Genomic DNA, 23,921 nt, shown 5'->3' with positions numbered 1-23,921 from the left:
CAGTTGTATTTAGCGGCGTCCACGGGACGCTGATTTGGGAGGAGATTCTATGCTGATGTCGTATTCGTTCTCTCCTTCTTGCACCTCGAAGCGCAAGCCGGACGTTTTTGTGCTGGAATACTTCGGATCGCTGATACGTTTACCAGAGGGAGTACCTCCCGTTTTGGAAGGGATGATTTGAGAGGCGGAGTAGGTGACAAGATACTCACCGGGAGTGATTCCACTCTGTGAACCCGTGGAAAGTTTGTAGACGCCATTTTCGTCGACAACTCCTACGGCAGCTGCCCCTGTATTCGAAACGGGCTGAAAAAAGACCGTGGCATGAATACCATCCCCTCCTTTAAGAGGTTCTCCATCCAGTGTCACGACACCCGTTACCTGGGAGAGATTATTTCCACAACCGCTCATGAGCAGGCAGCCGAAGAGAATCAATCCTGATGCGACTCTCTGCCTTGCCGTTTGGTAAGACGATTTCTGAGCAGATTTAGTTGCTGTTATCCCCGACCTCTTCTGCATGCCAAACAACTCCTGGAAAACAAACTGCTAGAGCGACCGCTCCAAGTTAATTGTTCTTTTCATCGAAACCAACCAACGAATGAAACCACCCTAACAATTATCCACTGGAATTTGGACCTTGTCGACAGTTGGTCAATTCTAAAGAACCTCTCAGAGTCCCGACCCAATACTTTCACCGCCATTGCGCGTACAACTTGTGCGATAGAGTTCAAAATTCGTGCCTTCAGAAATAAATCTCACCGATCCATCGACGAGTACAAACTGTAATCCTCCAGGATGACGGCTCCGAAAACCTTGTAGTTCCCACCACGCATCCAGTTCTATCGGGGCAAGTTCTTCACCAATCCGGTAATTAGGAACGATATTGCAACTGCTCCAGCTCCCATTGGCATAAAAGGCTACCGAATGAAGATTGTAATCTGGTAAGTCTTCACCCACCAAAAATGTGTTGCTCGTGCCGTCGGTCACATCCTTGATTTTCACAGGTCTTGCAAAGGAGTTTCTGAAGAAGATACCACGACAACGAGTATCACCATGACAGTCTCTCTGGTCTATTTGGAATCCCGTTGAAGATTCTTCACCATCATAATTTCCGCTGGGGTAGTTTGAGGCATCATTTGAGAAATTTGAACCATAAGTAATGCCCAAAAAAGTGTCGCCAAGGACACCTTTGTAATTAGTGACTGAAACCGGAGTGCCAGTCCATTGGAATTGATCATCGCGAATTCTTTCACTGCCTCCATCTGAGGGACAGGCCAAAATTGGTAGGGCCGTTTGCATCAACTCGGGAACCGATATTCCATTCTTCGTGGAATAAATGCCAAGGTCTGGTCGCTTTCTATTGGGAGTTAAGCCCTCGCGAAATGAACCTTCGTAGGCCCCACCCTGCTTAAAACGCTCATAGAGTGGTCCTTGTTCGAGCTGAGGCAGGATTTCGACGACCCAACCCACTGCCGGATGGGGTGCGTTTGTGTTAGGAAATTCGGGCCATGCACCTCCATAATTGACAGGAAAGTGCCCATGGACATCGTGGTGATTGAGAACCGCCAGCCCAATGTTTTTCAGATTGTTACTGCAACTAATCCGTCGCGCTGCCTCGCGCGCAGCTTGCACGGCTGGTAGCAGTAAAGCTACTAACACCCCAATGATGGCAATTACGACCAAAAGTTCTACCAGTGTAAAACCTTTGTTCGTAAGAGACACTGATCGGTAGCGTAGTAGTTTCTGAGTATTCAGAGAGTTTGTGGGGAGTCTTTGTGAGTTCAAGATATTCTCCATACGGTTTGGCTCAGATGAGAAGCTGAGACTAATAACCGCACGCCGCCGTAAACCCCGACGGCGTGCAGTGCTGCCCCATCAAATTCTCGATTCGGTGGTTCTACGAAAACTGATGGTACCAAGACTAGTTAGTAAGAGCAGGCAGAAAGTGTTGGGTTCAGGTACTGCACCTAGGGCTGCAACCAATGCTGGAGCTCCGTAATTGTCCTGCCACTCGGTAAGACTCCCCACATTAAGATCCCGTTGCCAGACCAAAAAGTCGTTGCCGTCCACGTCTCCATCTTCATCGAAATCGCCGGCTAGAGACGAAGCCATACCTTCGAGTTGCATCACGTTCAAATAGCCCTGAGAGCCTGTGACCGATGAATCACCAACAAATTCCAGATAGAGAATACTAGTGGCCGACGGTGATACGCCACTGATGGTAGCCACCATGTCTCGGTTGTGCATAGAAGGATCACTTGAGTCTTGATGTTGGAGACTCGCAGAATCTACCAAAGTGGTGTATGTGTCATCTGTGTAAACATTGTAGGTGGTCGTATTCCCCACGCTGTATTTGTGCGAACCGAAAAAGGTCAAGTCATAAGTTTTTGTCAGATCCAACTCTTGAATCTCGAATCGAACTGGAGCACCTGGATCGGTGGCTGCAAAGTCAAACACCCCTTCACATGTTCCAGTCCCCGTGTCCGCGTCGCAGGCTCCCCCCAAGATGCCCAAAGAGGTCGCATCGACGTCCGCAAAAGTCACATCGCTTAGTATGGTACCAGCGGAAGTCGCTCCGGCGGGGCCATTGTAGCTGTCGGTCCCGACGGGGGTACTGAATCCAAAGTCGATAGTCGTCGCGTTGTTATCGCTATCGACAAGATCTGTATAGAATAATCCTGGCTGGAGACTGTTCCAATTATATCCGTTGGCATCTGGATTAGCGATTGGCAGACCACGGTAGGAAGTCACATTGTTACCAAAGTCAATAAGTACCGTTTGGGCATGAGCCGAGACCGCGAGCCCCGCTGTCAGCAATAGTGCTGTTGCGAATCCGGCAAGCAGTTTTCCACTGAGTAGGGCTTTCACTTGAATCACCTCTTTCTATGAGAGAACCCGCAACAGCCAGCCAAAAGCAGGCTGTTGCGGTTTCATAAACCTAGTCTTAATCCTAAGTAGTCAATGATAAATCCTAACGACAACGTCGGATTAAGCTCAAACCAGCAGCGCTCGCCATGAGCAACAGCGAACTGGGTTCCGGTATGGCGTTGATCTGCAAAGCATTCAGATAACCGTCACCCCCTCCTGCTGCGGCGAATCCGACATAAATGATGCCGTCCGGTTGCGGAGAAACTCCACTGATCGTGACGGTTGTATCCTGGTTATGGGCGTCATTCACGCCCACGATCAAATCAGCCGATGTGACTGGGTTGCTGAAAGTCCCATCATCGTAAATGGTGTAACGTGTCGTATTATCAGCATTGTACTTATGCGAACCATAGAAAGTCAGATCGTAGGACTTCAAGGGGTCTAATAGCTGAATCTGAAAAGTAGACGAAACGTAATAATCGTATACAGCGTTTTGGACACCCAAATTACCGAGCGCCGCAGCGTTGTAAACCGAGTCGCCAGGGCCATTCACATCAGTAGCTCCGGCCGGGCCATTATAGCTATCATTTCCAGCCGCTGAACTGAAACCAAAGGCAACTCCAGACGGGTTGCCATTGATATCGGTAAGATTTGCGTAATAGGCGCCGGACCAAACGCTATTCCAATAATTTCCGTTCACATCAGGATTGGGCACATCTACGCTTCGATATCCCTGATCGTTACCTAGATCGATCAAAACCGTCTGGGCATTGATAGAGGCACTAATCGCCAGCCCCATCACCGTTGCTGCCAACATCAGAGCGAGTCGGCCAAGGTTCAAATTCACTTTCATGAGAACTACCCTCCAAAAAACTAAGAAACAAAAGAAATCAGGTTACTGTGAAAGCGGAAACTTCTCCTCGTTCTCCAACCGTTCCGCACTCGGTGGGGATTCTAAATAGGCCGAATAGGAAATACAGTCGCTGTCAGCGGTGTTTGAGTAGCTCATTGCCGCTTGCGCTGCCAAATCTCATTGAAACGATGTGTCAGTGTAAGCTTTCGCGATTGGCTGCTGTGACAAGTAACAAGTGTCTCCGAAAAGGCCTCGATCGTACAAAGCACAAAAATGCTGAGGAAAAGCAAAATTCATGTTATAGCATTCTTGCACCTTGTAGCATTTATGCTATATTAGGTTCTAGAGCTTGTCAACAAAAAAAGTCGGTTTTTTTGAATCTTGGGCCCTCTCGTCGAAATAAGCATGTATTCGAGGCCTGAGCACTTTAACTCGTGGGGCCACTCGATTGTTTGTGGACCACTACTTGGAATCCTTGTTACATCAGTACGCACAATGCCGTCACAACCCAAATTCACCGAAGTCATGACGGTCATCGAGCGCAGAATTCGCGAAGGTGACTATTTACTTGACAGTATTCCTGGTGAACGCAAGATCGCTGAAGAAACGGGAGTCAGTTATATGACGGCCCGGCGGGCGGTATTGAAGTTGATCGATGACAAAGTGCTCATCCGCGATACGTCAGGGAGCCTTGGTATCCATCCTTCGTATGTGAAGCGCGCCAAGCCGGCTGAGGTCGTGTTGCTGTATCCTGCCTACCCTTCTACCTATCTCACGCAGTTGCGCGGGCTAGTTTCTGACTTCGCCGAGAAGCGGGGGTTTCGTTTACGACCTGTGCAATTCGTCCATTGGGATGAGAGGACGGTTCTCGAAGCTGCCGAACAAGCACGTGGGACCTTTGTCATTCCACATGGATCTGGAATGCCCTCCCGACTTGCAGACGTCTATCGGGAAAACAAGGTGGTGATACTCGACGGAGATTTCTCCACTAAGGGTTTGCCGTCGATTCGGCTATTCTCCGACTCCTGTGTCGAAGAAGTGCTGGAGCATCTCTATCGCCTCGGCCACCGAAAAATTGACTGTGTCAATACTCAGAATCGAAACCCCGAGATTGAACGCCGGATAGATATTTGGGAGCGTTGGCTCGCGAAACGTAATGTTCAAGGGCAACTGTGGGACAAGCCGGCTCCTGAATTCACCGACCCAACCATTGTTTCCTACAACTTGACGGCTCGTCTTATTGACGAGCATAAGATTTCTTCCACGGCGATGATCAGTACGACGTGTCCTGCCGCGATTGGTATGATGCGAGCATGCTGGGAACGAGACATTCGCGTCGGTAAGGATTTGTCGGTCTGTGCGGTCAACATAGAGCCACCAGCAGAGTTCTTTTGCCCCTCAATTACGGGACTCAAGTTGCCTGATTTGGCGAACGTTCTGGAAAAATGCGCTGATTGGATGCTCAGCTCCAAGTCTTACCAGGGATCGCTCTTGCTGGAGCCAAACGAACCGGCCCTTTTCGAAGGGGAATCCACCGGAAGGCCAATCCGCAAGAGCTCATCTCGGTTGGCGATACAAGAATAGTCTCCCGGATTCAATACCAACTCCCCTTACTCCCTCAGACACTAACTCAATGAAGAAACGTTCAAAGATCTTTTACTATTTGTTTTCTACTCTGATCGCTTTTACTTCTTCAACTTTCTCTGTGGCCGAAGAGATTCGAGTCGCGTCTCCGCGAGGCACTCTGGAGGTTGTATTTGACTTGCAAGGTGGAATACCAACTTACAGCGTTGAATATCAAGGCAAGAAACTGATTGATGCGTCAAAGCTGGGAGTCTCTCTGGCCGATGGCGTAGAGCTGGACAAAGGTCTTGAGATCGTCTCAACGGATACAGCTTCTCATCACGCGACCTGGACCCAACCCTGGGGGGAACAGAAAGAGATTCTCAATTCCTATAACGAGCTTCGCATCAATCTGCGGCAACAAGACTCACCTGCGCGAGAAATGAAAATAGTATTTCGCGTCTTCGACGACGGTGTGGGCTTTCGCTACGAATGGCCTGAGCAGCCCCAGCTATCGTCGTTAGTCATTTTAGATGAATTAACGGAATTCAATCTGGTCGATGATTGTTCTGCCTGGTGGATCCCTGCCTTTGGCAATGATCGATACGAATACTTGTATCAGAACAACCCCGTGAGCAAGCTCGAAAAAGTTCAGACTCCCCTCGCGTTGTCTACGCCAGATGGAGTTTACCTGAGCATCCATGAGGCGGCTCTGGTCGGTTTTGCCAGCATGACGCTTGCTCGTGAAGGGGAACACTCTCTCAAGGCCGATCTCGTCCCGTGGTCCGATGGGATTAAGGTCAAAGCCGATCTACCGCATCATTCCCCTTGGCGCACGATTCAGGTTGCCGACAGCGCTGGCGATTTGATTGCCTCGTACTTAATTCTGAATCTGAATGAACCTTCAAAGATCAAGGACACGAGTTGGATCAAGCCGTGTAAGTATGTCGGTATCTGGTGGGAAATGCATCTAGGGCGTTCTACCTGGGGATCCGGTGAATTGCATGGAGCGACGACGGAGAATGTCAGGCGATTCATCGATTTTGCTTCGAAGTATGGCTTTGGTGGCGTGTTGGTCGAAGGTTGGAACCAAGGTTGGGATGGTGATTGGATTGCCAATGGAGATGGTTTCAGTTTTACCGAAGCCTATCCCGATTTTGATATGGAAGCACTAGCTAACTATGCCAAAGAAAAAAAGGTGTCTCTCATAGGCCACCATGAAACAGCGGGCGCAGTTCTCAATTATGAGGATCAAATGAAAGACGCCATGGATCTCTACCAGCGATTCGGATACGGAGGCGTGAAGACAGGTTACGTGAATTATGGGCAGAACATTAAACGATTGGACGAAAATGGCGAAGAGTGTCGTGAGTGGCACCACGGCCAGTTCATGGTGGAACATTATCAAAGAGTCGTTGAGGAGGCTGCCAAGCATCATCTCATGGTCGATGTTCACGAACCGATCAAAGACACAGGCTTACGTCGCACTTATCCCAATATGATGACCCGCGAAGGTGCCCGAGGGCAGGAATATGATGCATGGGCCGCCGACGGCGGGAATCCTCCAGACCATACGACTATCCTGCCCTTCACGCGATTGCTTTCAGGACCCATGGATTACACTCCGGGTATTTTTGACTTGCTTTTTGAGGAGGACCGTCCCGACAATCGTGTGAACAGCACCCTCTGCAAGCAACTGGCACTCTATGTCGTACTCTATAGTCCCCTGCAGATGGTTGCCGATTTGCCAGAGAACTACGAACCCCACATGGATGCCTTCCAGTTCATTGTCGACGTACCGACGGATTGGGAAGAGACCCGTGTCTTGAATGGTTCAATCGGAGACTATGTCACCATTGCGCGCAAGCGACGCGATGGTCAGGATTGGTATCTGGGTTCCATTACAGATGATGTTCAGCGCACTCTTGAAGTTCCGCTTACCTTTCTTGATGCCGATCGAACCTATCTAGCAACGATCTACCGCGATGCAGAGGACGCCGATTGGAAAACTAAGCCGACGAACTACGTTGTCGAGCAAAAGAAAGTGACCTCTGAAACCATTCTGCCGATAAGGTTGGCAGCCGGTGGGGGACAGGCGATTTCTTTTCATCCGCAGGATTCTCAGAGAATATCCCACCAGAGTGGATCTCCGGTGCCGAAGAAGTAGCTTTGGGTGAATGGCCAATGTTCAATGAGCAATGACCAACGCTGATGAATTTGAGTCCATTGGCGTTTGAAGCTTGGACATTGCTCCTTTCACAGTTCACCACGACTTGACCAGTTCCCTTGCGTCTCAATTAAAGTAAAATCAAGGACGTTCTTCTCTGTCTTTCATTGTTGAGAACGGCACTTTGTCGCAGCACTATCTAAACACCGCTGACTTGTCCGTCATTGGCGTGTATCTTTTAGTACTGATCCTGCTTGGATTTTTTCTCAAGCGAAAGGCTTCCTCAAGTCTGGAGAATTACCTGGTTGGTGACAGATCGCTCCCTTGGTGGATGCTTGGCATTTCAGGTACTTCGCAGTACATGGACGTGGCCGGTTCGATGGTGATCGTCTCCTTTCTGTATTTGTTAGGCCCTCGTGGACTATTCATAGAATTCCGTGGAGGCGCTTCCTTGCTATTGGTAGTGATGATGCTCTGGACCGGAAAATGGCATCGGCGATCCGGTTGCCTGACTGGAGCGGAATGGATGATCTATCGTTTTGGTAATGGTGCTGGTGGTCAGTTTGCTCAATTTGCGAAGGCCCTTTCAGGGATTTTGACCACGTTGGGGATGCTCACTTACTTGGCCAAAGGAACGGGTTTGTTTCTCTCAACCATGATTCCCTTCTCGCCCATCACCTGCGCCGTGGGAATGTTCGCTGTTGCTACCTGCTATACCATGCTCTCGGGCTTCTACGGAGTGGTGTTCACCGACCTCTTGCAGTTCTTCATTTTGGGAGTTGCAGCTGTGCTATTGGTGGTACTTTCCTGGGAAAAAATTCCCGATATTCACAGCCTGGCAACTCTGGCAGATACCGTCACCCACAACGAGCACTGGACCGAGGCCCTGCCGCGAATACAAACGCACATGCCTCCAGGGTATGAACGTTACGAATCGCTTCTGCTCTTTGCGACGATCTACCTTTTTCGAAATCTGATTTTCGGTCTTGGGTGTGGAGATGACCCCAAATACTTTGGAGCACGTAGCGACGCAGATTGCTCCAAGCTTTCATTGCTCTGGACCACTTTGCTCTCGATTCGCTGGCCTGCGCTGATGGCGATAGCGGTTCTCGGGTTGACCTTGGTTAATTCTCTGATACCCGACACTTCGAAACTTCCTCAAGTTGCTGATTTGATTCAGACCCACATCCCCACAAACGAAGAGAACTGGGACCATACGCTAGCTCAAATCGTACATGACCAGAAATCGCAGCCACCGGAGTTGATCGCGGGCTTAGAAACGCAACTCGGTACCGACTGGGCCAACAAACTGCTACTCGTAAATTTCTATGGAGTGGTGAACTCCGAGAGAATCATGCCGGCTGTTTTCTTGGCCTATGTTCCAGCGGGGTTGCGTGGCCTCATGATCGTCGCATTGATTGCGGCCTCCATGTCGACATTTGATTCGTGGGTCAATCTCTCATCAGGGTTTTTCGTTCGCGACATCTATCAAAAACACCTGAGGCCGACAGCTTCCATGAGCGAGTTGATCGTTGCGACATGGATCTTCATCATGGGACTGGTGGCAATAGCCCTGGTCTGTGCTTTCTTTGTAAGCAATATTAACGAAATCTGGGTCTGGATCATCATGAGCCTGGGGGGAGGTTTGATGGTGCCTCTGCTATTACGTTTTTACTGGTGGCGATTTAACGGGGCAGGATTCGCTATCGGTTGTATCGTCGGGATGGTTGCTGCAATTGCTCAGCGGGTGATTACCCCTTGGATTAGTGAGCCATACCAGTTCTTAGCGACTGAGCCCTGGTCATTGGCATTGCTTGGGTTGATAGGACTGATTGCTTCGGTGTTGGGATCGCTGCTGACAAAGCCAACACCCGAACCGGTGCTACGGAATTTCTATCTGACGACTCTGCCCTTCGGATTCTGGTCTGAGTTCAAGAGTGAACTTCCCAATTCCCTGCGCGAGCAAGTATCGACAGAACATCGTCGCGAGGTGATGGCTATCCCCTTCGCACTCACCTACCAAGTGATGATATTTTTGGCACCAATGCTTTTCTTGATCCGCAACTACTCTGCCGCTCTTATCTGTGTAATCGCGGCAGCTATTGCCCTAACGGGACTCTATTGGATCTGGCTACGCCACATCCATCGCTCCGACGAGAATGTGGCAGCCGCGAAGTCACTACTGAGGCAGGAATCGTAGATTGCCCAAGAGGGCAATCGAGTGTATCTTGCTATCATCCAAGTGCAGGAGAGCTAGGAACCTTCGAAGTTGATTTCGGAATGATCCAGCTCACTGCAATAGGGTCTCTTAGATTGCAAATGTCTCCTCCTTTTTTGGGAAACTCATGTCGAACCCAACTAGCTCTGAGCATCAACCCATACCGGTTGTCCCCAAACAGTATCTCTTTCCCTTCGCGCTAGTGACAACGCTCTTCGCACTCTGGGGTTTTGCCAACGATGTGACCAATCCCATGGTGGCAGCGTTCAAGAACGTACTTTTGATCTCCAACTTTGAGAGTTCACTCGTACAGGCGGCCTTTTATGGGGGATATTGCTTTATGGCAATCCCCGCTGCACTCTTTATCCGTAGAGCCGGATACAAACGCGGGATATTAATGGGCTTGGCACTGTATGCGATAGGATGCTTGCTTTTTGTTCCCGCTGGAAACGCCCTGCAATTCTGGCCGTTTCTGCTCGCGTACTTCACGATGACGTGTGGTCTGGCATTCTTAGAGACGACGGCAAATCCTTACATCCTGGCTATGGGACCGGAGCACAATGCGGCCCGTCGGCTGAATTTTTCCCAAGCGTTCAACCCGATTGGTTCCCTGTTAGGTATGTTCGTGGCCAAGGATTTTATCCTCGCAAAACTTGATCCGGCAGACGAGACCGCAAGACAAGCTCTTGCGGAAACGGATCCATCGGCATTCGAGGCTATCCAGACAAGCGATCTCGGAGTGATTGTACTGCCCTATATTGTCCTAGGGATCGTAGTGTTAGGAGTGCTGGCGATCTTTAGCTTTTCGAAGCTTCCTGATGGCGAGTCATCAGATGATCGCGATCCGAGCTTGGCGGCGAGCCTCGGTCGATTGTTTAGTACGCCGCGCTACTTAGGAGGTGTGATCGCTCAAGCCTTTTATGTTGGCGCTCAGATCATGTGTTGGACCTTCATCATCCAGTACGGCGTGAATGAACTTGGTTTAGAGAAATCGGTTGCCCAAGGGTACAACATCATTGCCATGATCATCTTTGTAACCAGCCGTTTCATTTGTACCTATCTACTTAAGTTCTTCAATCCTGGCATACTTCTGGCAGTCCTGGCCGTAGTCGGAGGAGGGCTAGTTCTCGGCACGATTTTCTTGCAAGGATTTTCAGGCCTCTACTGCTTGATCGGAGTTTCCGCGTGCATGTCGCTGATGTTTCCGACGATCTATGGCATTGCACTTCAAGGGCTTGGAGATGATGCAAAATTGGGTTCGGCAGGGTTAATCTGCGCCATCGGTGGGGGATGTATTATGCCACCGCTTCAGGCAATGATCATGGACGGTCCTGACCGAGCTTTCGGCTCACTGGTACTCTCGGCCACCCGTGCATCCTTTGTACTACCATTTATTTGTTTTATCGTTGTGGCAATTTACGGATTTCTCAATGCGCGTCCTGCTGCTAAGTCGAATTGAACTAAATGTTTAGCAATGTGATACGAATCGGAAACGGGCTGCCACGATGCATAATCAAGAATTCGGCGAGACTGGCCTCACAATACCCCGCATCGTTTACGGAACGAGTTGCCTAGGAAACCTGTACGAGGCGATACCGGATGCAACTAAGTTGGCGATCTCTCGCGAGTGGTTTGCCCATCATGCGCCACCTGCGGTAATCGATACAGCAGGCAAGTATGGGGCGGGATTGGCGTTGGAGGTGATCGGTCGCAATCTGCGGCAGTTGGATATCCCTCCCGAGCAAGTTGTCATCAGCAACAAACTCGGCTGGAAACGTGTGCCGCTGCAAACTCCCGAGCCGACTTTTGAAAAGGGGGTGTGGGCTGATCTAGAGTACGACGCAGAGCAGTGTATCAGCTACAACGGTATCCTGGATTGTTGGGAACAAGGTTGCGAACTCATCGGAGAAGTCTATCGCCCGCAACTACTCTCCGTGCATGATCCGGATGAATACTTGGCTGCTGCGTCCTCGCAAGGGGAACGAGAAAAGCGCTTCGACGATATTATCGAAGCCTATAAGGCCTTGCACATGCTCAAAAGCAGAGGCCAGACTCAGGCGATAGGAGTCGGTTCAAAGGATTGGCGCTTGATTGCTGAACTTGAATCGGCAGTCGAACTCGACTGGGTGATGTTCGCCAATAGTCTCACAATCTACCGCCATCCGGCTGATCTGCTCCAGTTCATCGCTCGTCTGACCGAAAAGAAGATCGGGGTAATTAATTCCGCCGTATTTAATGCAGGATTCCTGATTGGTGGAAAGTACTTTGACTATCGTATCCCTTCCGTAGATAATCAGGCTGATCGGGAAGTCATTGTATGGCGAGATGAGTTTCTCGATCTCTGTAAACGCCAAGATGTTTTGCCAGCGACTGCTTGTATTCAATTCGGACTGTCTCCGCCAGGAGTAGCTGCTATCGCGCTCAATACCAGTGAGCCGGAGCGAGTTGAACAGAACGTAGCCGCAGTTGAAGCAAGTATTGGGTCAGAGTTTTGGGAGGAGGCGAAGCAGCTGGGCTTGGTCGCCGCTGATTATTCGTATGTGTGATATTTTATCCTCTTGAGGTGCTGCATTGCTGAAAACTGGAATACTTAATCCGCAAATTCTGTCGCTCCTGAGTCGTGTCCGACACACGAATACAATCGTCATCGCTGACCGAGGATTTCCATTTTGGTCGATGATCGAGACTATTGATATCTCTCTAATCGATGACATGCCAAAAGTCCTCGACGTGCTGCGAGCAATCCGCGAACAGTCAATCTTTGGGAAGGCCTGGATGGCCCAAGAATTTCTCGAAAACAACTCGCAAACAATAGTTGATAGCTTTGCGACTGCTTTCGAGAGAATTTCGCTCGCTCACGAGCCGCACGAGCAATTCAAAAAACGAGTTCCCCATGCCATCGGACTTATTCGCACTGGGGAGACGATTCAATACGCCAACATAATTCTGGAATCAGCATGAGAATTGACGCCCACCAACATTATTGGCGATACGACGCAATCGAGTACGATTGGATCGACGATTCCATGCAGCGGATTCGGCGAGATTTTCTTCCCAAGGATCTGCAACCACAGATTCAGGCAGCCGGCATAGAGGGCGTCATCTCTGTTCAGGCTAGACAAAGTCTGACCGAGACAAAGTGGCTTCTTCAACTGGCCGATGAAAATGAGTTTATTCGAGGCGTCGTCGGTTGGGTTCCGTTGGTCACCCCAATTGTCGGTGAGACGCTCCAACAGTTGGCAACGAATCCCAAGCTGCGAGCGGTGCGCCATGTGGTACAAGATGAGCCCGACGATGATTTCATTTTGCGAGATGATTTCAATCAGGGTATCGGCTTGCTTCAGCAGTTCGATCTTGCCTATGACATTCTAATCTTCGAGCGGCAACTGACACAGACGATCGCATTTGTCGATCGGCATCCCAACCAAGTGTTTATCCTCGATCACATCGCCAAGCCGAGAATAGGAGCGAACCTTATCGAACCCTGGCGAAGGAACATCACCAACCTGGCAAAGCGGCAGAATGTGTATTGCAAGCTATCAGGCATGGTCACCGAAGGACATTTCGCTGACTGGAGTTCGGCCCAACTACGGCCCTATTGGGAAGTGGTTCTGCAAGCGTTCGGTCCGAGTCGACTCATGTTTGGTTCGGATTGGCCAGTCTGCCTCGTCGCTTGTGATTACGTGCGTTGGTTCGAAACGGTGGTTACTTTTGCGGCACAACTTTCTGAGGCCGAACAGCAGTCCCTGTTTGGAGCAACGGCAGTGGAAGCCTATTCGCTCTGACAAGAAAAGGCACAGAGAATATGAAATCACTCGTGATTGATAGACCGGGATCCACTAGCATCATCGAGAAAGATCGACCAATCCCCGGCCCTAACGATGTGCTACTGCGAACGCGGGTCGTCGGTTTTTGTGGAAGTGATTTGAGTACCTATCGCGGTTTGAATCCGCTGGTGAACTACCCTCGCGTCCCTGGTCATGAAATCGGGGCGACTATCGAGTCGGTGGGTACAGAAGTTCCCGATAAGTGGAAGTGTGGCCAAGACGTCTTGGTCTTGCCATACACAGCCTGTGGTCGCTGTGCGGCCTGTCGCCAAGGACGCGTCAATTGTTGCCAGCACAATGAAACACTTGGAGTGCAACGTGACGGAGCGATGGCTGAGTACTTTGTGGCGCCTCATGACAAGCTGTTGACATCCTCCAAGCTTTCACTAACTGAAATGGCATTGGTCGAACCCTTAACGGTCGGTTTCCACGCTGTTGCTCGAGGGCGGGTTACATCTGAGGATACCGTAGCCATATTTGGTTGCGGTGCGATTGGTCTCGGAGTGATTGCCGGCGCAGCAGTTCGCGGGGCACGAGTTATCGCCATTGATGTGGACGATAGTAAACTGGAATTGGCTTGCAAGTGCGGAGCCTCTATCGGCATCAACTCATTGCAAGGATCACTCCATGAGCAACTTCAAGAGCTAACCGAGGGCCGTGGCCCTGAGGTGATTGTGGAAGCGGTCGGGCTTGGGCAGACGTTTCGCAGCGCAGTCGAGGAGGTTTCCTTTGCAGGAAGAGTCGTCTATATCGGCTACGCGAAAGCCCCAGTCGAATATGAAACCAAATTCTTTGTCATGAAGGAACTGGACATACTTGGGTCCCGCAATGCCATGGAAGAAGATTTCCAAGCAGTGATTGGGCTATTGGAAGGTGGCTCATTTCCTGTGGAGAACGTGATAACCGCTTGTGTGCCTCTCTTGGAAGCAGGCACTATTCTGCATCAGTGGAGCGAGGCTCCCGCGGGATTCACGAAGATTCAGGTGGATTTGGGTTAGGCTCTCTTGTTACTGGTTCGATCCTCTAATAAGGCGGAGGGATTGCCGGTACCACTTCCATGGTGTGAGTTGGTCAAGGGAAAATTCCTCGTTAATTCAACTGAAAGAAACAAGGGATTTACTTCTGGATAAGTGCAAATTCCTTGTAGAAAAAACCGATTCAACGAAAAGCCCCTAACTTTTTTGTTCCGTTTGATTCACAATACCGGGTATCTACTTTCCGACTTGGGAAATGTAACCCAACAAGTGAACTATCGATTCAAGTTTTTTGGATTTCAAGCATGACAGAATCCTCAGACAAACAATTCTCCATTGGCGTTGACTATGGCACCAACAGCGTACGTGCATTGGTAGTCGACATTGGCACCGGCGCCGAGATTGCTACAGCGGTGTTCGACTACCCCAGCGGCGAGGCGGGGATCCTGCTTGATCCCAAGGATCCCAACTTAGCTCGCCAGAACCCGGCGGATTACATCGAAGGTTTTTACCAGTCGGTAGCGAGTGCTGTTAGCGAAGCGGCAAAGGTGGACGGCTTTTCTGCCGATCAAGTGGTTGGCATCGGAGTCGACACCACCGGTTCCACGCCAATTCCTGTCAACAGAGAAGGAATGGCTCTGGGAACGCTTCCCGAATTCAAGGACACCCTGGCCGCCCATGCCTGGCTCTGGAAAGATCACACCTCGCATGCCGAGGCGCAAGAGATTACACGTGCAGCTTCCGAACAGGGGCTGCCCTACCTGGCCAAGTGTGGTGGCACCTATTCGTCCGAGTGGTACTGGTCCAAGATTCTCCACTGCATGCGAAATGCGCCAGACGTCGCCAATGCGACGTACTCCTGGGTAGAATTGGCGGACTTCGTCCCGGCGTTTGTTACCGGCAGTACCGACCCCGACTCGCTCGCGCGGAGCATTTGTGCCGCCGGCCACAAGGCAATGTATCACACCGACTGGGGTGGCCTGCCGAGTGCGGAGTTTCTCGATTCAATTGAGCCTGGCTTGTCGCGGTTTCGGTACACAACGCCCGCGGTGGCGTCCGATCATCAGGCGGGGAAACTCTCGGCGGAGGTCGCTGAGAAGGTGGGCTTGAAAGCGGGTATCCCCGTTGCAGTCGGGGCGTTTGACGCCCACATGGGTGCTGTCGGAGCAGGTTGCGGAAAGGGAACCCTCGTAAAAATCATGGGAACCAGCACTTGCGACTGCATGCCCGCCCCGCTGGCTGATGAGTTGCCCGATGTTCCAGGTCTTTGTGGGATTGTACCTGAGTCGATCATGCCTGGAATGTATGGGCTGGAAGCGGGCCAGAGTGCCGTGGGCGACATCTTCAATTGGTTCGTCAAACAACTTACGCCTGCCAAGTACGGCAGCGATGCTCACATAAAACTCACCGAAGAAGCCGATCGACTCAAGCCAGGCGAATCAGGATTGGTGGCACTGGACTGGAACAATGGCAACCGCACGGTGCTGGTTGATCCGCTGCTGACCGGCCTCATCGTCGGTCAGAACTTGCACACCACGGCCGCTGAGGTGTACCGCGCATTGGTCGAAGCGACCGCCTTTGGTGCGCTGACGATCATCAACCGCATGGAAGAGTATGGTGTGCATGTGGAAGAGGTTATCAACTGTGGAGGGATCGCCGAGAAGAACCCCATGGTGATGCAAATCTACGCCGACGTCTGTAATCGGCCCATGAAAATCAGCCGCTCCGCCCAGACCTGTGCCTTGGGCGCAGCGATTTTTGGCGCGGTAGCTGCACAGGCCTATCCCTCCGTTGAGGCGGCCCAAGCGAACATGACGGGGGTGAAAGAAACCATCTACCAGCCGATTGATGAGAATGTGGCCGTCTATCAAGAGTTGTACAAGATCTACAGCAACCTGCATGATGCCTTTGGCACAGAAGCCTATTCAGGGTCGCTATCCCACATAATGAAAGATCTGATCGCGATCCGCCATCGTGTCCGTAAGGAGTCACCCGATGCTTGAACAACTCAAGGAAGAGGTCTGTCAGGCCAATCTCGATCTCGTAAAACATGGTCTCGTGACGCTCACCTGGGGAAACGCCAGTGGCATCAGTGAGGACCGCGAGCATGTCGTGATCAAGGCCAGTGGCGTCTCTTACGATGAGTTGCAGCAAAAACACATGGTCGTCGTTGATCTAGAGGGCAATGTCATCGAGGGCAGCTTACGACCCTCCAGCGACACACCCACCCATGTGCTGCTGTATCGCAACTTCAAGACTATTGGTGGAATTACCCACACCCACAGCCGCTATGCGACAATCTTTGCCCAAGCACGGCAGGATATTCCCTGTCTCGGCACAACCCATGCCGACCACTTCTATGGTTCCGTGCCGGTCACGCGACCGCTTACTGAAGAGGAAGTCAACGACGCCTATGAAGTGAACACAGGACAGGTGATTGTCGAACGGTTTGCCGAACTGGATCCCGTGGCGATGCCAGCGGTGTTGGTGGCAGGACACGCCCCATTTGTCTGGGGACCCACGCCAGGGAAGTCAGTCGACAATGCCATCGCCTTAGAAGCTGTCGCCGAAATGGCCCTCGGGGTACGGCAATTAGTCACTGATCCTCTTCCGTTGGAAGCGTATGTTCTAGACAAACACTTTCTGCGTAAACATGGTCCTGATGCCTATTACGGCCAGGTACCCGACTCAGATCCATAGGAAGTCTAGCGAATGATCGATCTCAAAAAATATGAAGTATGGTTCGTCACCGGCAGCCAGCACCTCTATGGCGAAGAAACACTCCGCGAGGTGGACGCACACGCCCAGCTGGTGGCTCAGGGCTTGGCCGAATCGGCCGACGTGCCCGTGCGCATCATGCACAAGCCTGTCCTGAAGACCCCCGAGGAGATTCTCGCTCTCTGCCAGGCCGCCAACAGCGCGCCTGAATGCATCGGCCTGGTGACCTGGATGCACACTTTTTCCCCAGCCAAGATGTGGATCGCCGGGCTCAATGTACTCAGCAAACCGTTTCTGCATCTGCATACCCAGTTCAACAGTGAAATCCCCTGGTCGACGATCGACATGGATTTCATGAACACGAATCAGTCCGCTCATGGGGGACGAGAATTCGGTTTCATCTGCAGCCGCATGCGGCTGCCAAGAAAAGTGGTCGTTGGCCATTGGCAAGAAAAACGCGTACAACGTCAAGTAGGGGTTTGGACTCGTGCCGCGGCAGCGCTTGCCGACTCTCGCTCCGCCAAGTTCGCCCGAATCGGCGACAACATGCGTGAGGTCTCTGTCACCGAGGGTGACAAAGTCGCCGCGCAGTTGCAGCTGGGTTATTCAGTGAACGGCTATGGCCTGGGCGATGTGGTCAAGCACGTCAATGAAGTCACCGATAGCGCCGTCGACGAGCTTTGCGGTGAGTACGACGAAACTTATCAAATAGCGGCTGAACTACGTGGGGATCGTCGTGAGTCGCTCCGCGATGCAGCCCGGATCGAGCTAGGCCTCAGGGCGTTTCTCGCGGAAGGGGGCTTTGTCGGCTTCACCGATACCTTTGAAAACCTCCACGGCCTCAAGCAATTGCCCGGGTTACCGACGCAGCGTCTAATGAACGACGGCTTCGGATTCGGTGCCGAGGGAGATTGGAAAGCAGCCGCAATGACCCGTGCGGCCAAGGTGATGGCCGCAGGCCTGAAGGGAGGCACCTCTTTCATGGAGGACTATACCTATCATCTCACCGAAAACGACGCGACCTGCTTGGGCGCCCACATGTTGGAGATCTGCCCCTCAATCGCCCAGGGAAAACCTTCTTGTGAGATTCATCCGCTGGGGATCGGCGGCAAAGAAGATCCCGTACGATTGGTGTTCGACACTCCACCCGGACCTGCCGTGAATGCGACCATCGTGGACATGGGCAACCGCTTCCGCATGGTCCTCAATGAAGTGGAAGTAATCACCCCACCGCAGAAACTGGAAAAACTGCCCGTGGCCCGCGCTCTGTGGAAGCCACTTCCCGATTTAAACGTCGCGGCCGCCGCGTGGATTTACGCGGGCGGTTCTCATCATCCTACATTTAGCCAAGCCCTCACGACGGAACATTTCGAAGACTTTGCAGAGATGCTTGGCGTAGAACTCTTAGTAATCGACGCTGAGACCCGCATCCGTGATTTCAAAAATGAAATCCGCTGGAATGATATGCTGAGGTCCTAAAACACCAGCAAGCTACCCGCCAGCTTTCCCTGCAATAAAGCGGAAAATCAGAGCGGAGGGCATGGGACTCGAACCCACAACCGGTTACCCGGCACCTGAATTCCAATCACCCAGCAGCGCTGATTCACCGAATACGGAAAGGTGATTTGCTTGTTGGTGAATCGTAAATGTGATAATTCCCGTACAGACAAGAATTTTCATGGCGTTACTTCGCATCAACTCGAATCTCGTAAACTACTCACTCCAGACAATAGAGATCGTGATAAGATTCACAATCTTTTTCTCCCAATATTTTCAGAATTTTGCACGAACCAATTACCGATTTGACACTCTTATAGGGAGACCAACGAAACATTGCTCCATTTTTGGGGTATAGTTTAGATAGAGGTAACCAAAATGAATCATTTAAGACCAAGTTTCATAGCCCGATCTCTGGCGGCATATTTGCCGGCTGATAAATCATTTGCCCAACCCGTGAATGAACAGCCCATATATGCGCTCGCCAGCGGTAATGGGAGATTATGACACTTGGCCTACTCTTTGATGAGCCACAAGGCCCGGTGTCATAGCGACGCCGGGCCTTTTTCTTTGGCTGCTGCCGATCGAAGAGGCCGATCCGAAACGAAATTGGGCTGGTAGCTGAGACGGTATAGCGGCGGTTTGAAGCACCGCATACGAGGATTCGAGCGCCTCCCAGCCCACTTTGCGGTACCGGTGCGCTATAAAAGAATCACAACATGCCCCGTTGGTCTATTGGCAAGGATAGCAGGCTTTCAATCTGCTGATGAGGGTTCGATTCCCTCACGGGGTATTGATAAATATCGGGCGGAGGTGCAGATGGAAGCACGCCTGCTTTGGGAGCAGGAGGGTTTCGGTTCGACTCCGAATCGCCCGACTTAGATGGTAGTCGAGGGCTGGTTGCCCAGACCCGGCTGATAACCGGGTGGCGCTGAGTTCGATTCCCAGGGCTACCACTTCCAACAATTTACGAACTGCAAGGAGCAACATGATGTCAATCGTCCTGCGATGTAAACAAATACGCCCAACCAACAATAGGGTTGTGGTGTAACGGCAGCATCCCTGGCTTTTAACCAGGTGGGTGTGGGTTCGAATCCCTCCGGCCCCACTACTGGCGTGTAGCTCAGTGGTGAGAGCGGCGACCTTATAAGTCGCGGGCCGAAGGTTCAATTCCTTCCACGCCAATTGAACAACAATTTGGGACTGAGGTGTTAGCGGCAGCCCCTGTAGCCAAGAAACGGGGCGGCTCTTAACCGGCGGGGTGAGGGTTCGAGTCGGGCACCGACCGCAGGTAGGTCCGGTCCTACTAAAGTAACAAAGCACTGGTCGTCTAGCGGCGAAGACTCCGCTCTCGGATAGAGCAACTGAGTCCGCCGAGCGATAGCGAGGAAAAAGGACGAAGGCGGTAGTGAAACACTGCTTCGAGTCCGACCCGGTGCTCTAAGGACGCTTTGCGTCCCCGATCTTTGACAATTTGGTTAGCAATAGCTTGCGTCCATGATGTAGTGGCAGCCTTCCTGCTTGCCATGCAGGATGTGTCGGTTCGATTCCGGCTGGGCGCATTTTTCAGGACGTGGGAAAGTTTGGCATTCCGCGTGCCTCGGGAGCACGAGATCGCTGGTTCAAATCCAGTCGTCCTGACTAATTGATGCGGTGGGTCCTGTGCTGGTACGGGAAGGCGACTGTTAATCGTCGCGACGCAGGTTCGATTCCTGCCTCCGCAGCTCAAACGGAAGAGCAAGCCAATAGGCGATGGCAGCTGTTTCGAAAACAGTCGAGCGATGAGCCTTGAGGGTTCGACTCCCTCTCCTTCCGCTGCATGTGCCCTTGACCGAGCGGCAAAGGTTCCAGCCTTCCAAGCTGGCGAGGTGGGTTCGATTCCCACAGGGCACTCTTTGATGCAAAAAAACATTCCGGGGTCGACGCTGCTGGTAGTGTTGCCTGCCTTTGAAGCAGGAGTCCGTAGGTTCGATTCCTACCCCCGGAACTAGCAGAACAAAACTACTTCGGGGTCGCTCAACGGTAGGACGGGGCGCTCTGAACGCTCTGATGTTGGTTCGAGTCCAACTCCCGCAGCTTACGGAAGTCATCCGGCTGGATGAGGAGACTGTCTTGAAAACAGTTGGTCGCTCGCGCGACTTGGGGGTTCGAGTCCCTCGACTTCCGCCTTGTAGTCCTGTGGCCTAGCGGCGAAGGCAGCCTACTTACAAGAAGACGATCGGTGGTTCGAGTCCACCCAGGACTACTTTGCTTTGATGCCCAGATACGCCAACGGCGAGCGGCCTGACTTAGGATCAGGTGTTTGCAGGTTCGAATCCTGCTCTGGGTACTAATGGCTCGGTAGGCAATCGGCAGACCACCTCGGCTTAGAACCTAGTGCTTCGACTACTTGTCGCAATTGAAGTGACGAAGCACTCGGATGCTGTGGGTTTGAGTCCCACCTGAGCCACTGCAAACAAGACAATGTCCTCGTGGAGCAGCTTGGAGTGCTCGCCACCCTGTCAAGGTGGAGGCCGTGGGTTCAAATCCCATCGGGGACGCTTGCTAAGGCGCGGTACGCCAATTTGGCAGAGCGACCAAGCTCAAACCTTGGTGGATGTGGGTTCGAATCCCTCCCGTGCTACTTACTTGGGTTGTGCTCCTCGCGGCTGACTGTAAATCAGCTGTCCGAAAACAAGCGGGGTGGGCGACGAGAGGTTCAATTCCTTCACGACCCATTTGATACATGATGGCCCGTTGGTCTAGCGGCAGGATGCGAGACCCTCAATCTCGCGGCACGGGTTCGATTCCCGTACGGGCTACTGATGAATATGGCCAAGTGGTGGAACGGCGGGCACCGACCGTTAGGTTGGTCGGCGCGACACTCAGAATGTCATGCCACTTGTGGCGTGGGAGTTCGCCATGTCACCAATTAAAGGGCCCCTTGGCTACTAGAAGTACTAGCGCGGGTGAGCCAGTGCTCAGCCGGGCCTCATAAGCCTGGATCGTCGGGTGCGACACCCGAACCCGCCACTTAATTTGACTGGGTACGCAAACTGGCAAAGCGACTAGGTCGAGAGCCTAGTGATTTTGTGGGTTCGACTCCCACCGGCGTCTCTTTGAATGCGAGGTTTTGATGGCGCTGGGCCAGCGGCGCACTGCACCCCACTCAACCGGTTGGTGTTGTGTGTTCCGTGTTTGGGTTGTTACGAAGGCGCACGAGACCGCCACAAGGTTAGCTCAGTTGGTAGAGCACCAGGCTGTTAACCTGGCTGTCACGGGTTCGACTCCCGTACCGCACCGCAGGCTAAGAACCTGCCCTTTGCGAAAGGAACCGGCGCGAAAGCGTCACCATGAAGCCCAAGGGCAGCGAACGGTTGTTTCGTCAGTCGCGCGTTGTCGTGTTCACTTCGGTGAGACGATGGCGTGGCGGCAACACATACCGACGCTATGCAGTGCGTGGATACCGCTTTCACGCACGCTGTGTCTGAAGGTTGCGGAAGCTGCGTGTCGCCTAACGAGCCATGCTCGTGACGGCCTCACTGGTGAAAGCAACTGAAAGATGCGGCGAACATGACCGCTCAAATTGCACTCCGCGTACGGATGTGTGACCAAGCGATTCGTTCCGCTGCCCGAGGGCGTTTTTATTTTGATCTATTGCGAACCAAATACTTAAATCATTAGTCCTCAACTCCCTGTACGCAGTTGTTTTGAATGTGTGGCGAGCCGACCGCAAACATGTTTCGGCCAGAAAGGAGGTACAACCTCATGATGCTATTTAAGAGAGTGAGAATTCGCAGCTATGAAGTCGGTTTGTACTTCCGCGACGGTGAATTCCAGCGATTGCTGACCAAGGGTCGACATTGGTTGTTCGATCCCCTGTGGAAGGTCCGCGTCGACGTGGTCTCACAGCGAGAACCATTGATCACGCACGACAAGCTGGATGTGATCGTCAAGAGTGGTGCGCTTACGGACGTCGCTAAGGTCATTGACCTGAAGGACTATGAGCGTGCACTAGTTTGGATTGAGGGTCGTTTCAGCCACGTGTTGCCGCCAGGGCTATGCGCTTACTGGACGGGCTTCAAGGACGTTCGTATCGAAGTGATCGATGCCCGCGAGGTCCGTTTGCAGCACGGTGACTTGAAGACGATTGTCCGGTCTCCTTACGCTGCTCAGATGCTCGACATCTGCTCGGTTGAACGAAACCATGTCGGTGTGTCGTTCCAGGACGGCGACTACGTGGAGACGTTGGCACCAGGTCAGTACGCGTTCTGGAAGAACGTGGCTGATTCGAAGGTTGTCGAGGTCGACATGCGTGAGCAGGCTTTGGATGTGGCGGGTCAGGAAATCATGACTGCCGACAAGGTCACCTTGCGTATGAACGCTCTGGTCACGTACCGCATCACGGATGCCCGTAAGGCTGTCACCATCTCTGACGGCGAAAAGCAGTCGCTGTACCGTGAGGCACAGTTGGCTTTGCGTGCTGTCGTTGGTACCCGCGATTTGGATTCGTTCCTGACCGACAAGGATGCCGTTACTAGCGAGTTCGAAGAGCAGGTTAGCCAGCGTGCAGGTGATCTGGGTCTGGAAGTTGTTTCGGTAGGTGTCCGTGATGTCATCCTACCTGGCGACATGAAAGACCTGATGAACAAGGTCACCGAGGCCAAGAAGGCGGCCGAGGCCAACCTGATTTCTCGACGTGAGGAAACGGCGGCAATGCGTAGCCAGGCAAACACCGCCAAGCTACTGGCCGACAACCCGACCCTCATGCGACTCCGAGAACTGGAAGTTCTGGAGAAAATCGCGTCGAGCGGTAAGCTCAATGTGGTCTTGGGTGAAAAGGGCCTAGCTGATCGGGTTGTGAACCTGCTGTAATGAACGCCGGAGGCCGGGAGTGATTCTGGTCTCCGGTTTCTTCTATAATGACTCACAAAGGCTCTGTAGAAAACATTCAAGATCGAATGAGCACATGATTAGATTAGAATAATAGAATAGCCGTAAACTTCGATTTTCATGGCTGTTCACATACTTTTTGTGTAGATCGAAACGCACCTTTTCTACAGGGCTGGTTCGATTTGGCCACAATTGGCAAGGTTGGCAAGCTTCACCGAGACCCTCTGGATGTTCCAACAACCCTGAAATTGCCAGGAAAATCAGAGCGGAGGGCATGGGACTCGAACCCACAACCGGTTACCCGGCACCTGAATTCCAATCAGGCCGCTAGCCATTCGCTTACCCTCCGAACAGGTTGCCCGGAAAC

Annotated in this window: 16 protein-coding genes and 22 tRNA genes; 33 read left to right on the top strand and 5 right to left on the bottom strand. The window is 52.1% G+C overall.

What is annotated here, in order from left to right; all coding sequences use genetic code 11:
• Positions 1 to 9 precede the first annotated feature (9 nt).
• From Pr1d_RS19125 to Pr1d_RS19110, 4 genes are all read right to left on the bottom strand, one after another.
• The gene (locus tag Pr1d_RS19125; protein WP_148075014.1) at positions 10 to 516 is read right to left on the bottom strand and encodes a hypothetical protein; all 507 of its coding nucleotides are present in this window, start codon (positions 514 to 516) and stop codon (positions 10 to 12) included.
• A gap of 150 nt (positions 517 to 666) precedes the next feature.
• The gene (locus Pr1d_RS19120) at positions 667 to 1,719 is read right to left on the bottom strand and encodes a DUF1559 family PulG-like putative transporter (RefSeq protein WP_449241593.1); all 1,053 of its coding nucleotides are present in this window, start codon (positions 1,717 to 1,719) and stop codon (positions 667 to 669) included.
• 153 nt (positions 1,720 to 1,872) lie between these two features.
• Positions 1,873 to 2,865, bottom strand: coding sequence for a hypothetical protein (locus Pr1d_RS19115; RefSeq protein ID WP_148075012.1), 993 nt, complete (start codon positions 2,863 to 2,865; stop codon positions 1,873 to 1,875).
• A 103-nt stretch (positions 2,866 to 2,968) separates the two neighbouring features.
• Positions 2,969 to 3,718, bottom strand: coding sequence for a PEP-CTERM sorting domain-containing protein (locus tag Pr1d_RS19110; protein WP_148075011.1), 750 nt, complete (start codon positions 3,716 to 3,718; stop codon positions 2,969 to 2,971).
• Positions 3,719 to 4,213: 495 nt separating this feature from the next.
• Here Pr1d_RS19110 and Pr1d_RS19105 point away from each other — a divergent pair, with 495 nt between their 5' ends.
• From Pr1d_RS19105 to Pr1d_RS18945, 33 genes are all read left to right on the top strand, one after another.
• A complete protein-coding gene (locus Pr1d_RS19105; protein ID WP_168205355.1) occupies positions 4,214 to 5,302 on the top strand; it encodes a substrate-binding domain-containing protein in 1,089 nt (362 codons plus the stop codon).
• Between the two features lie 49 nt (positions 5,303 to 5,351).
• The gene (locus Pr1d_RS19100; protein WP_148075009.1) at positions 5,352 to 7,448 is read left to right on the top strand and encodes a glycoside hydrolase family 97 protein; all 2,097 of its coding nucleotides are present in this window, start codon (positions 5,352 to 5,354) and stop codon (positions 7,446 to 7,448) included.
• Between the two features lie 184 nt (positions 7,449 to 7,632).
• Positions 7,633 to 9,648, top strand: coding sequence for a sodium:solute symporter family transporter (locus tag Pr1d_RS19095; RefSeq protein ID WP_148075008.1), 2,016 nt, complete (start codon positions 7,633 to 7,635; stop codon positions 9,646 to 9,648).
• Positions 9,649 to 9,793: 145 nt separating this feature from the next.
• Positions 9,794 to 11,125: an L-fucose:H+ symporter permease gene (gene fucP, locus Pr1d_RS19090; protein WP_148075007.1), complete on the top strand. Its 1,332-nt coding sequence runs from the start codon at positions 9,794 to 9,796 to the stop codon at positions 11,123 to 11,125.
• A gap of 46 nt (positions 11,126 to 11,171) precedes the next feature.
• Positions 11,172 to 12,212 carry an aldo/keto reductase gene (locus Pr1d_RS19085; RefSeq protein ID WP_148075006.1) on the top strand — a complete coding sequence of 347 codons (1,041 nt, stop codon included), beginning with the start codon at positions 11,172 to 11,174 and terminating at the stop codon, positions 12,210 to 12,212.
• Positions 12,213 to 12,237: 25 nt separating this feature from the next.
• Positions 12,238 to 12,627 (top strand): D-ribose pyranase, encoded by a 390-nt coding sequence (gene rbsD / locus Pr1d_RS19080; protein ID WP_148075005.1) that lies wholly within the window; start codon positions 12,238 to 12,240, stop codon positions 12,625 to 12,627.
• Positions 12,624 to 13,451, top strand: a complete 828-nt coding sequence (locus tag Pr1d_RS19075) for an amidohydrolase family protein (RefSeq protein WP_148075004.1) — start codon at positions 12,624 to 12,626, stop codon at positions 13,449 to 13,451. The genes rbsD and Pr1d_RS19075 overlap by 4 nt, the downstream gene beginning before the upstream one ends.
• Positions 13,452 to 13,483: 32 nt before the next feature.
• Complete coding sequence (locus tag Pr1d_RS19070) at positions 13,484 to 14,491, top strand: zinc-binding alcohol dehydrogenase family protein (protein ID WP_210417776.1); 1,008 nt, start codon at positions 13,484 to 13,486, stop codon at positions 14,489 to 14,491.
• Between the two features lie 281 nt (positions 14,492 to 14,772).
• Entirely contained in the window at positions 14,773 to 16,470 is a 1,698-nt protein-coding gene (locus tag Pr1d_RS19065) for a ribulokinase (protein WP_148075002.1), read from the top strand.
• Positions 16,463 to 17,167, top strand: coding sequence for an L-ribulose-5-phosphate 4-epimerase (locus tag Pr1d_RS19060; protein WP_148075001.1), 705 nt, complete (start codon positions 16,463 to 16,465; stop codon positions 17,165 to 17,167). Before Pr1d_RS19065 ends, Pr1d_RS19060 begins: the two co-directional genes overlap by 8 nt.
• 12 nt (positions 17,168 to 17,179) lie before the next feature.
• Positions 17,180 to 18,664 carry an L-arabinose isomerase gene (gene araA, locus Pr1d_RS19055; RefSeq protein ID WP_148075000.1) on the top strand — a complete coding sequence of 495 codons (1,485 nt, stop codon included), beginning with the start codon at positions 17,180 to 17,182 and terminating at the stop codon, positions 18,662 to 18,664.
• Between the two features lie 629 nt (positions 18,665 to 19,293).
• Positions 19,294 to 19,365, top strand: a tRNA-Phe gene (locus Pr1d_RS19050).
• 38 nt (positions 19,366 to 19,403) lie between these two features.
• Positions 19,404 to 19,475 (top strand) — tRNA-Glu (locus Pr1d_RS19045).
• A gap of 11 nt (positions 19,476 to 19,486) precedes the next feature.
• Positions 19,487 to 19,559: transfer RNA gene (locus Pr1d_RS19040), tRNA-Pro, on the top strand.
• Between the two features lie 160 nt (positions 19,560 to 19,719).
• Positions 19,720 to 19,790, top strand: a tRNA-Lys gene (locus tag Pr1d_RS19035).
• A 4-nt stretch (positions 19,791 to 19,794) separates the two neighbouring features.
• A tRNA-Ile gene (locus tag Pr1d_RS19030) sits at positions 19,795 to 19,867 on the top strand.
• A gap of 306 nt (positions 19,868 to 20,173) precedes the next feature.
• A tRNA-Gly gene (locus tag Pr1d_RS19025) sits at positions 20,174 to 20,244 on the top strand.
• A gap of 5 nt (positions 20,245 to 20,249) precedes the next feature.
• A tRNA-Pro gene (locus Pr1d_RS19020) sits at positions 20,250 to 20,323 on the top strand.
• A gap of 8 nt (positions 20,324 to 20,331) precedes the next feature.
• Positions 20,332 to 20,406 (top strand) — tRNA-Asn (locus tag Pr1d_RS19015).
• Between the two features lie 7 nt (positions 20,407 to 20,413).
• A tRNA-Ser gene (locus Pr1d_RS19010) sits at positions 20,414 to 20,497 on the top strand.
• A 6-nt stretch (positions 20,498 to 20,503) separates the two neighbouring features.
• Positions 20,504 to 20,575, top strand: a tRNA-Gly gene (locus Pr1d_RS19005).
• Between the two features lie 19 nt (positions 20,576 to 20,594).
• Positions 20,595 to 20,669: transfer RNA gene (locus Pr1d_RS19000), tRNA-Gln, on the top strand.
• A gap of 18 nt (positions 20,670 to 20,687) precedes the next feature.
• A tRNA-Gln gene (locus Pr1d_RS18995) sits at positions 20,688 to 20,758 on the top strand.
• A 5-nt stretch (positions 20,759 to 20,763) separates the two neighbouring features.
• Positions 20,764 to 20,848, top strand: a tRNA-Ser gene (locus tag Pr1d_RS18990).
• 6 nt (positions 20,849 to 20,854) lie between these two features.
• Positions 20,855 to 20,927 (top strand) — tRNA-OTHER (locus Pr1d_RS18985).
• 12 nt (positions 20,928 to 20,939) lie between these two features.
• Positions 20,940 to 21,011, top strand: a tRNA-Leu gene (locus Pr1d_RS18980).
• A 5-nt stretch (positions 21,012 to 21,016) separates the two neighbouring features.
• Positions 21,017 to 21,131: transfer RNA gene (locus tag Pr1d_RS18975), tRNA-OTHER, on the top strand.
• 16 nt (positions 21,132 to 21,147) lie between these two features.
• A tRNA-Asp gene (locus Pr1d_RS18970) sits at positions 21,148 to 21,222 on the top strand.
• 8 nt (positions 21,223 to 21,230) lie between these two features.
• Positions 21,231 to 21,305: transfer RNA gene (locus Pr1d_RS18965), tRNA-Leu, on the top strand.
• A 107-nt stretch (positions 21,306 to 21,412) separates the two neighbouring features.
• Positions 21,413 to 21,483 (top strand) — tRNA-Glu (locus Pr1d_RS18960).
• 223 nt (positions 21,484 to 21,706) lie between these two features.
• A tRNA-Leu gene (locus Pr1d_RS18955) sits at positions 21,707 to 21,778 on the top strand.
• A gap of 117 nt (positions 21,779 to 21,895) precedes the next feature.
• Positions 21,896 to 21,961, top strand: a tRNA-Asn gene (locus tag Pr1d_RS18950).
• A 468-nt stretch (positions 21,962 to 22,429) separates the two neighbouring features.
• The gene (locus tag Pr1d_RS18945; RefSeq protein ID WP_148074999.1) at positions 22,430 to 23,536 is read left to right on the top strand and encodes a slipin family protein; all 1,107 of its coding nucleotides are present in this window, start codon (positions 22,430 to 22,432) and stop codon (positions 23,534 to 23,536) included.
• Between the two features lie 284 nt (positions 23,537 to 23,820).
• On the opposite strand, the gene Pr1d_RS18940 is transcribed toward Pr1d_RS18945, so the two are convergent.
• A tRNA-Ser gene (locus Pr1d_RS18940) sits at positions 23,821 to 23,902 on the bottom strand.
• Between the last annotated feature and the right edge of the window lie 19 nt (positions 23,903 to 23,921).

This window comes from Bythopirellula goksoeyrii (assembly GCF_008065115.1).
Taxonomy (GTDB): Bacteria; Planctomycetota; Planctomycetia; order Pirellulales; family Lacipirellulaceae; genus Bythopirellula; species Bythopirellula goksoeyrii.
Note: the sequence above shows the minus strand (reverse complement) of the source record. Positions and strands in the feature narration are given on the sequence as shown.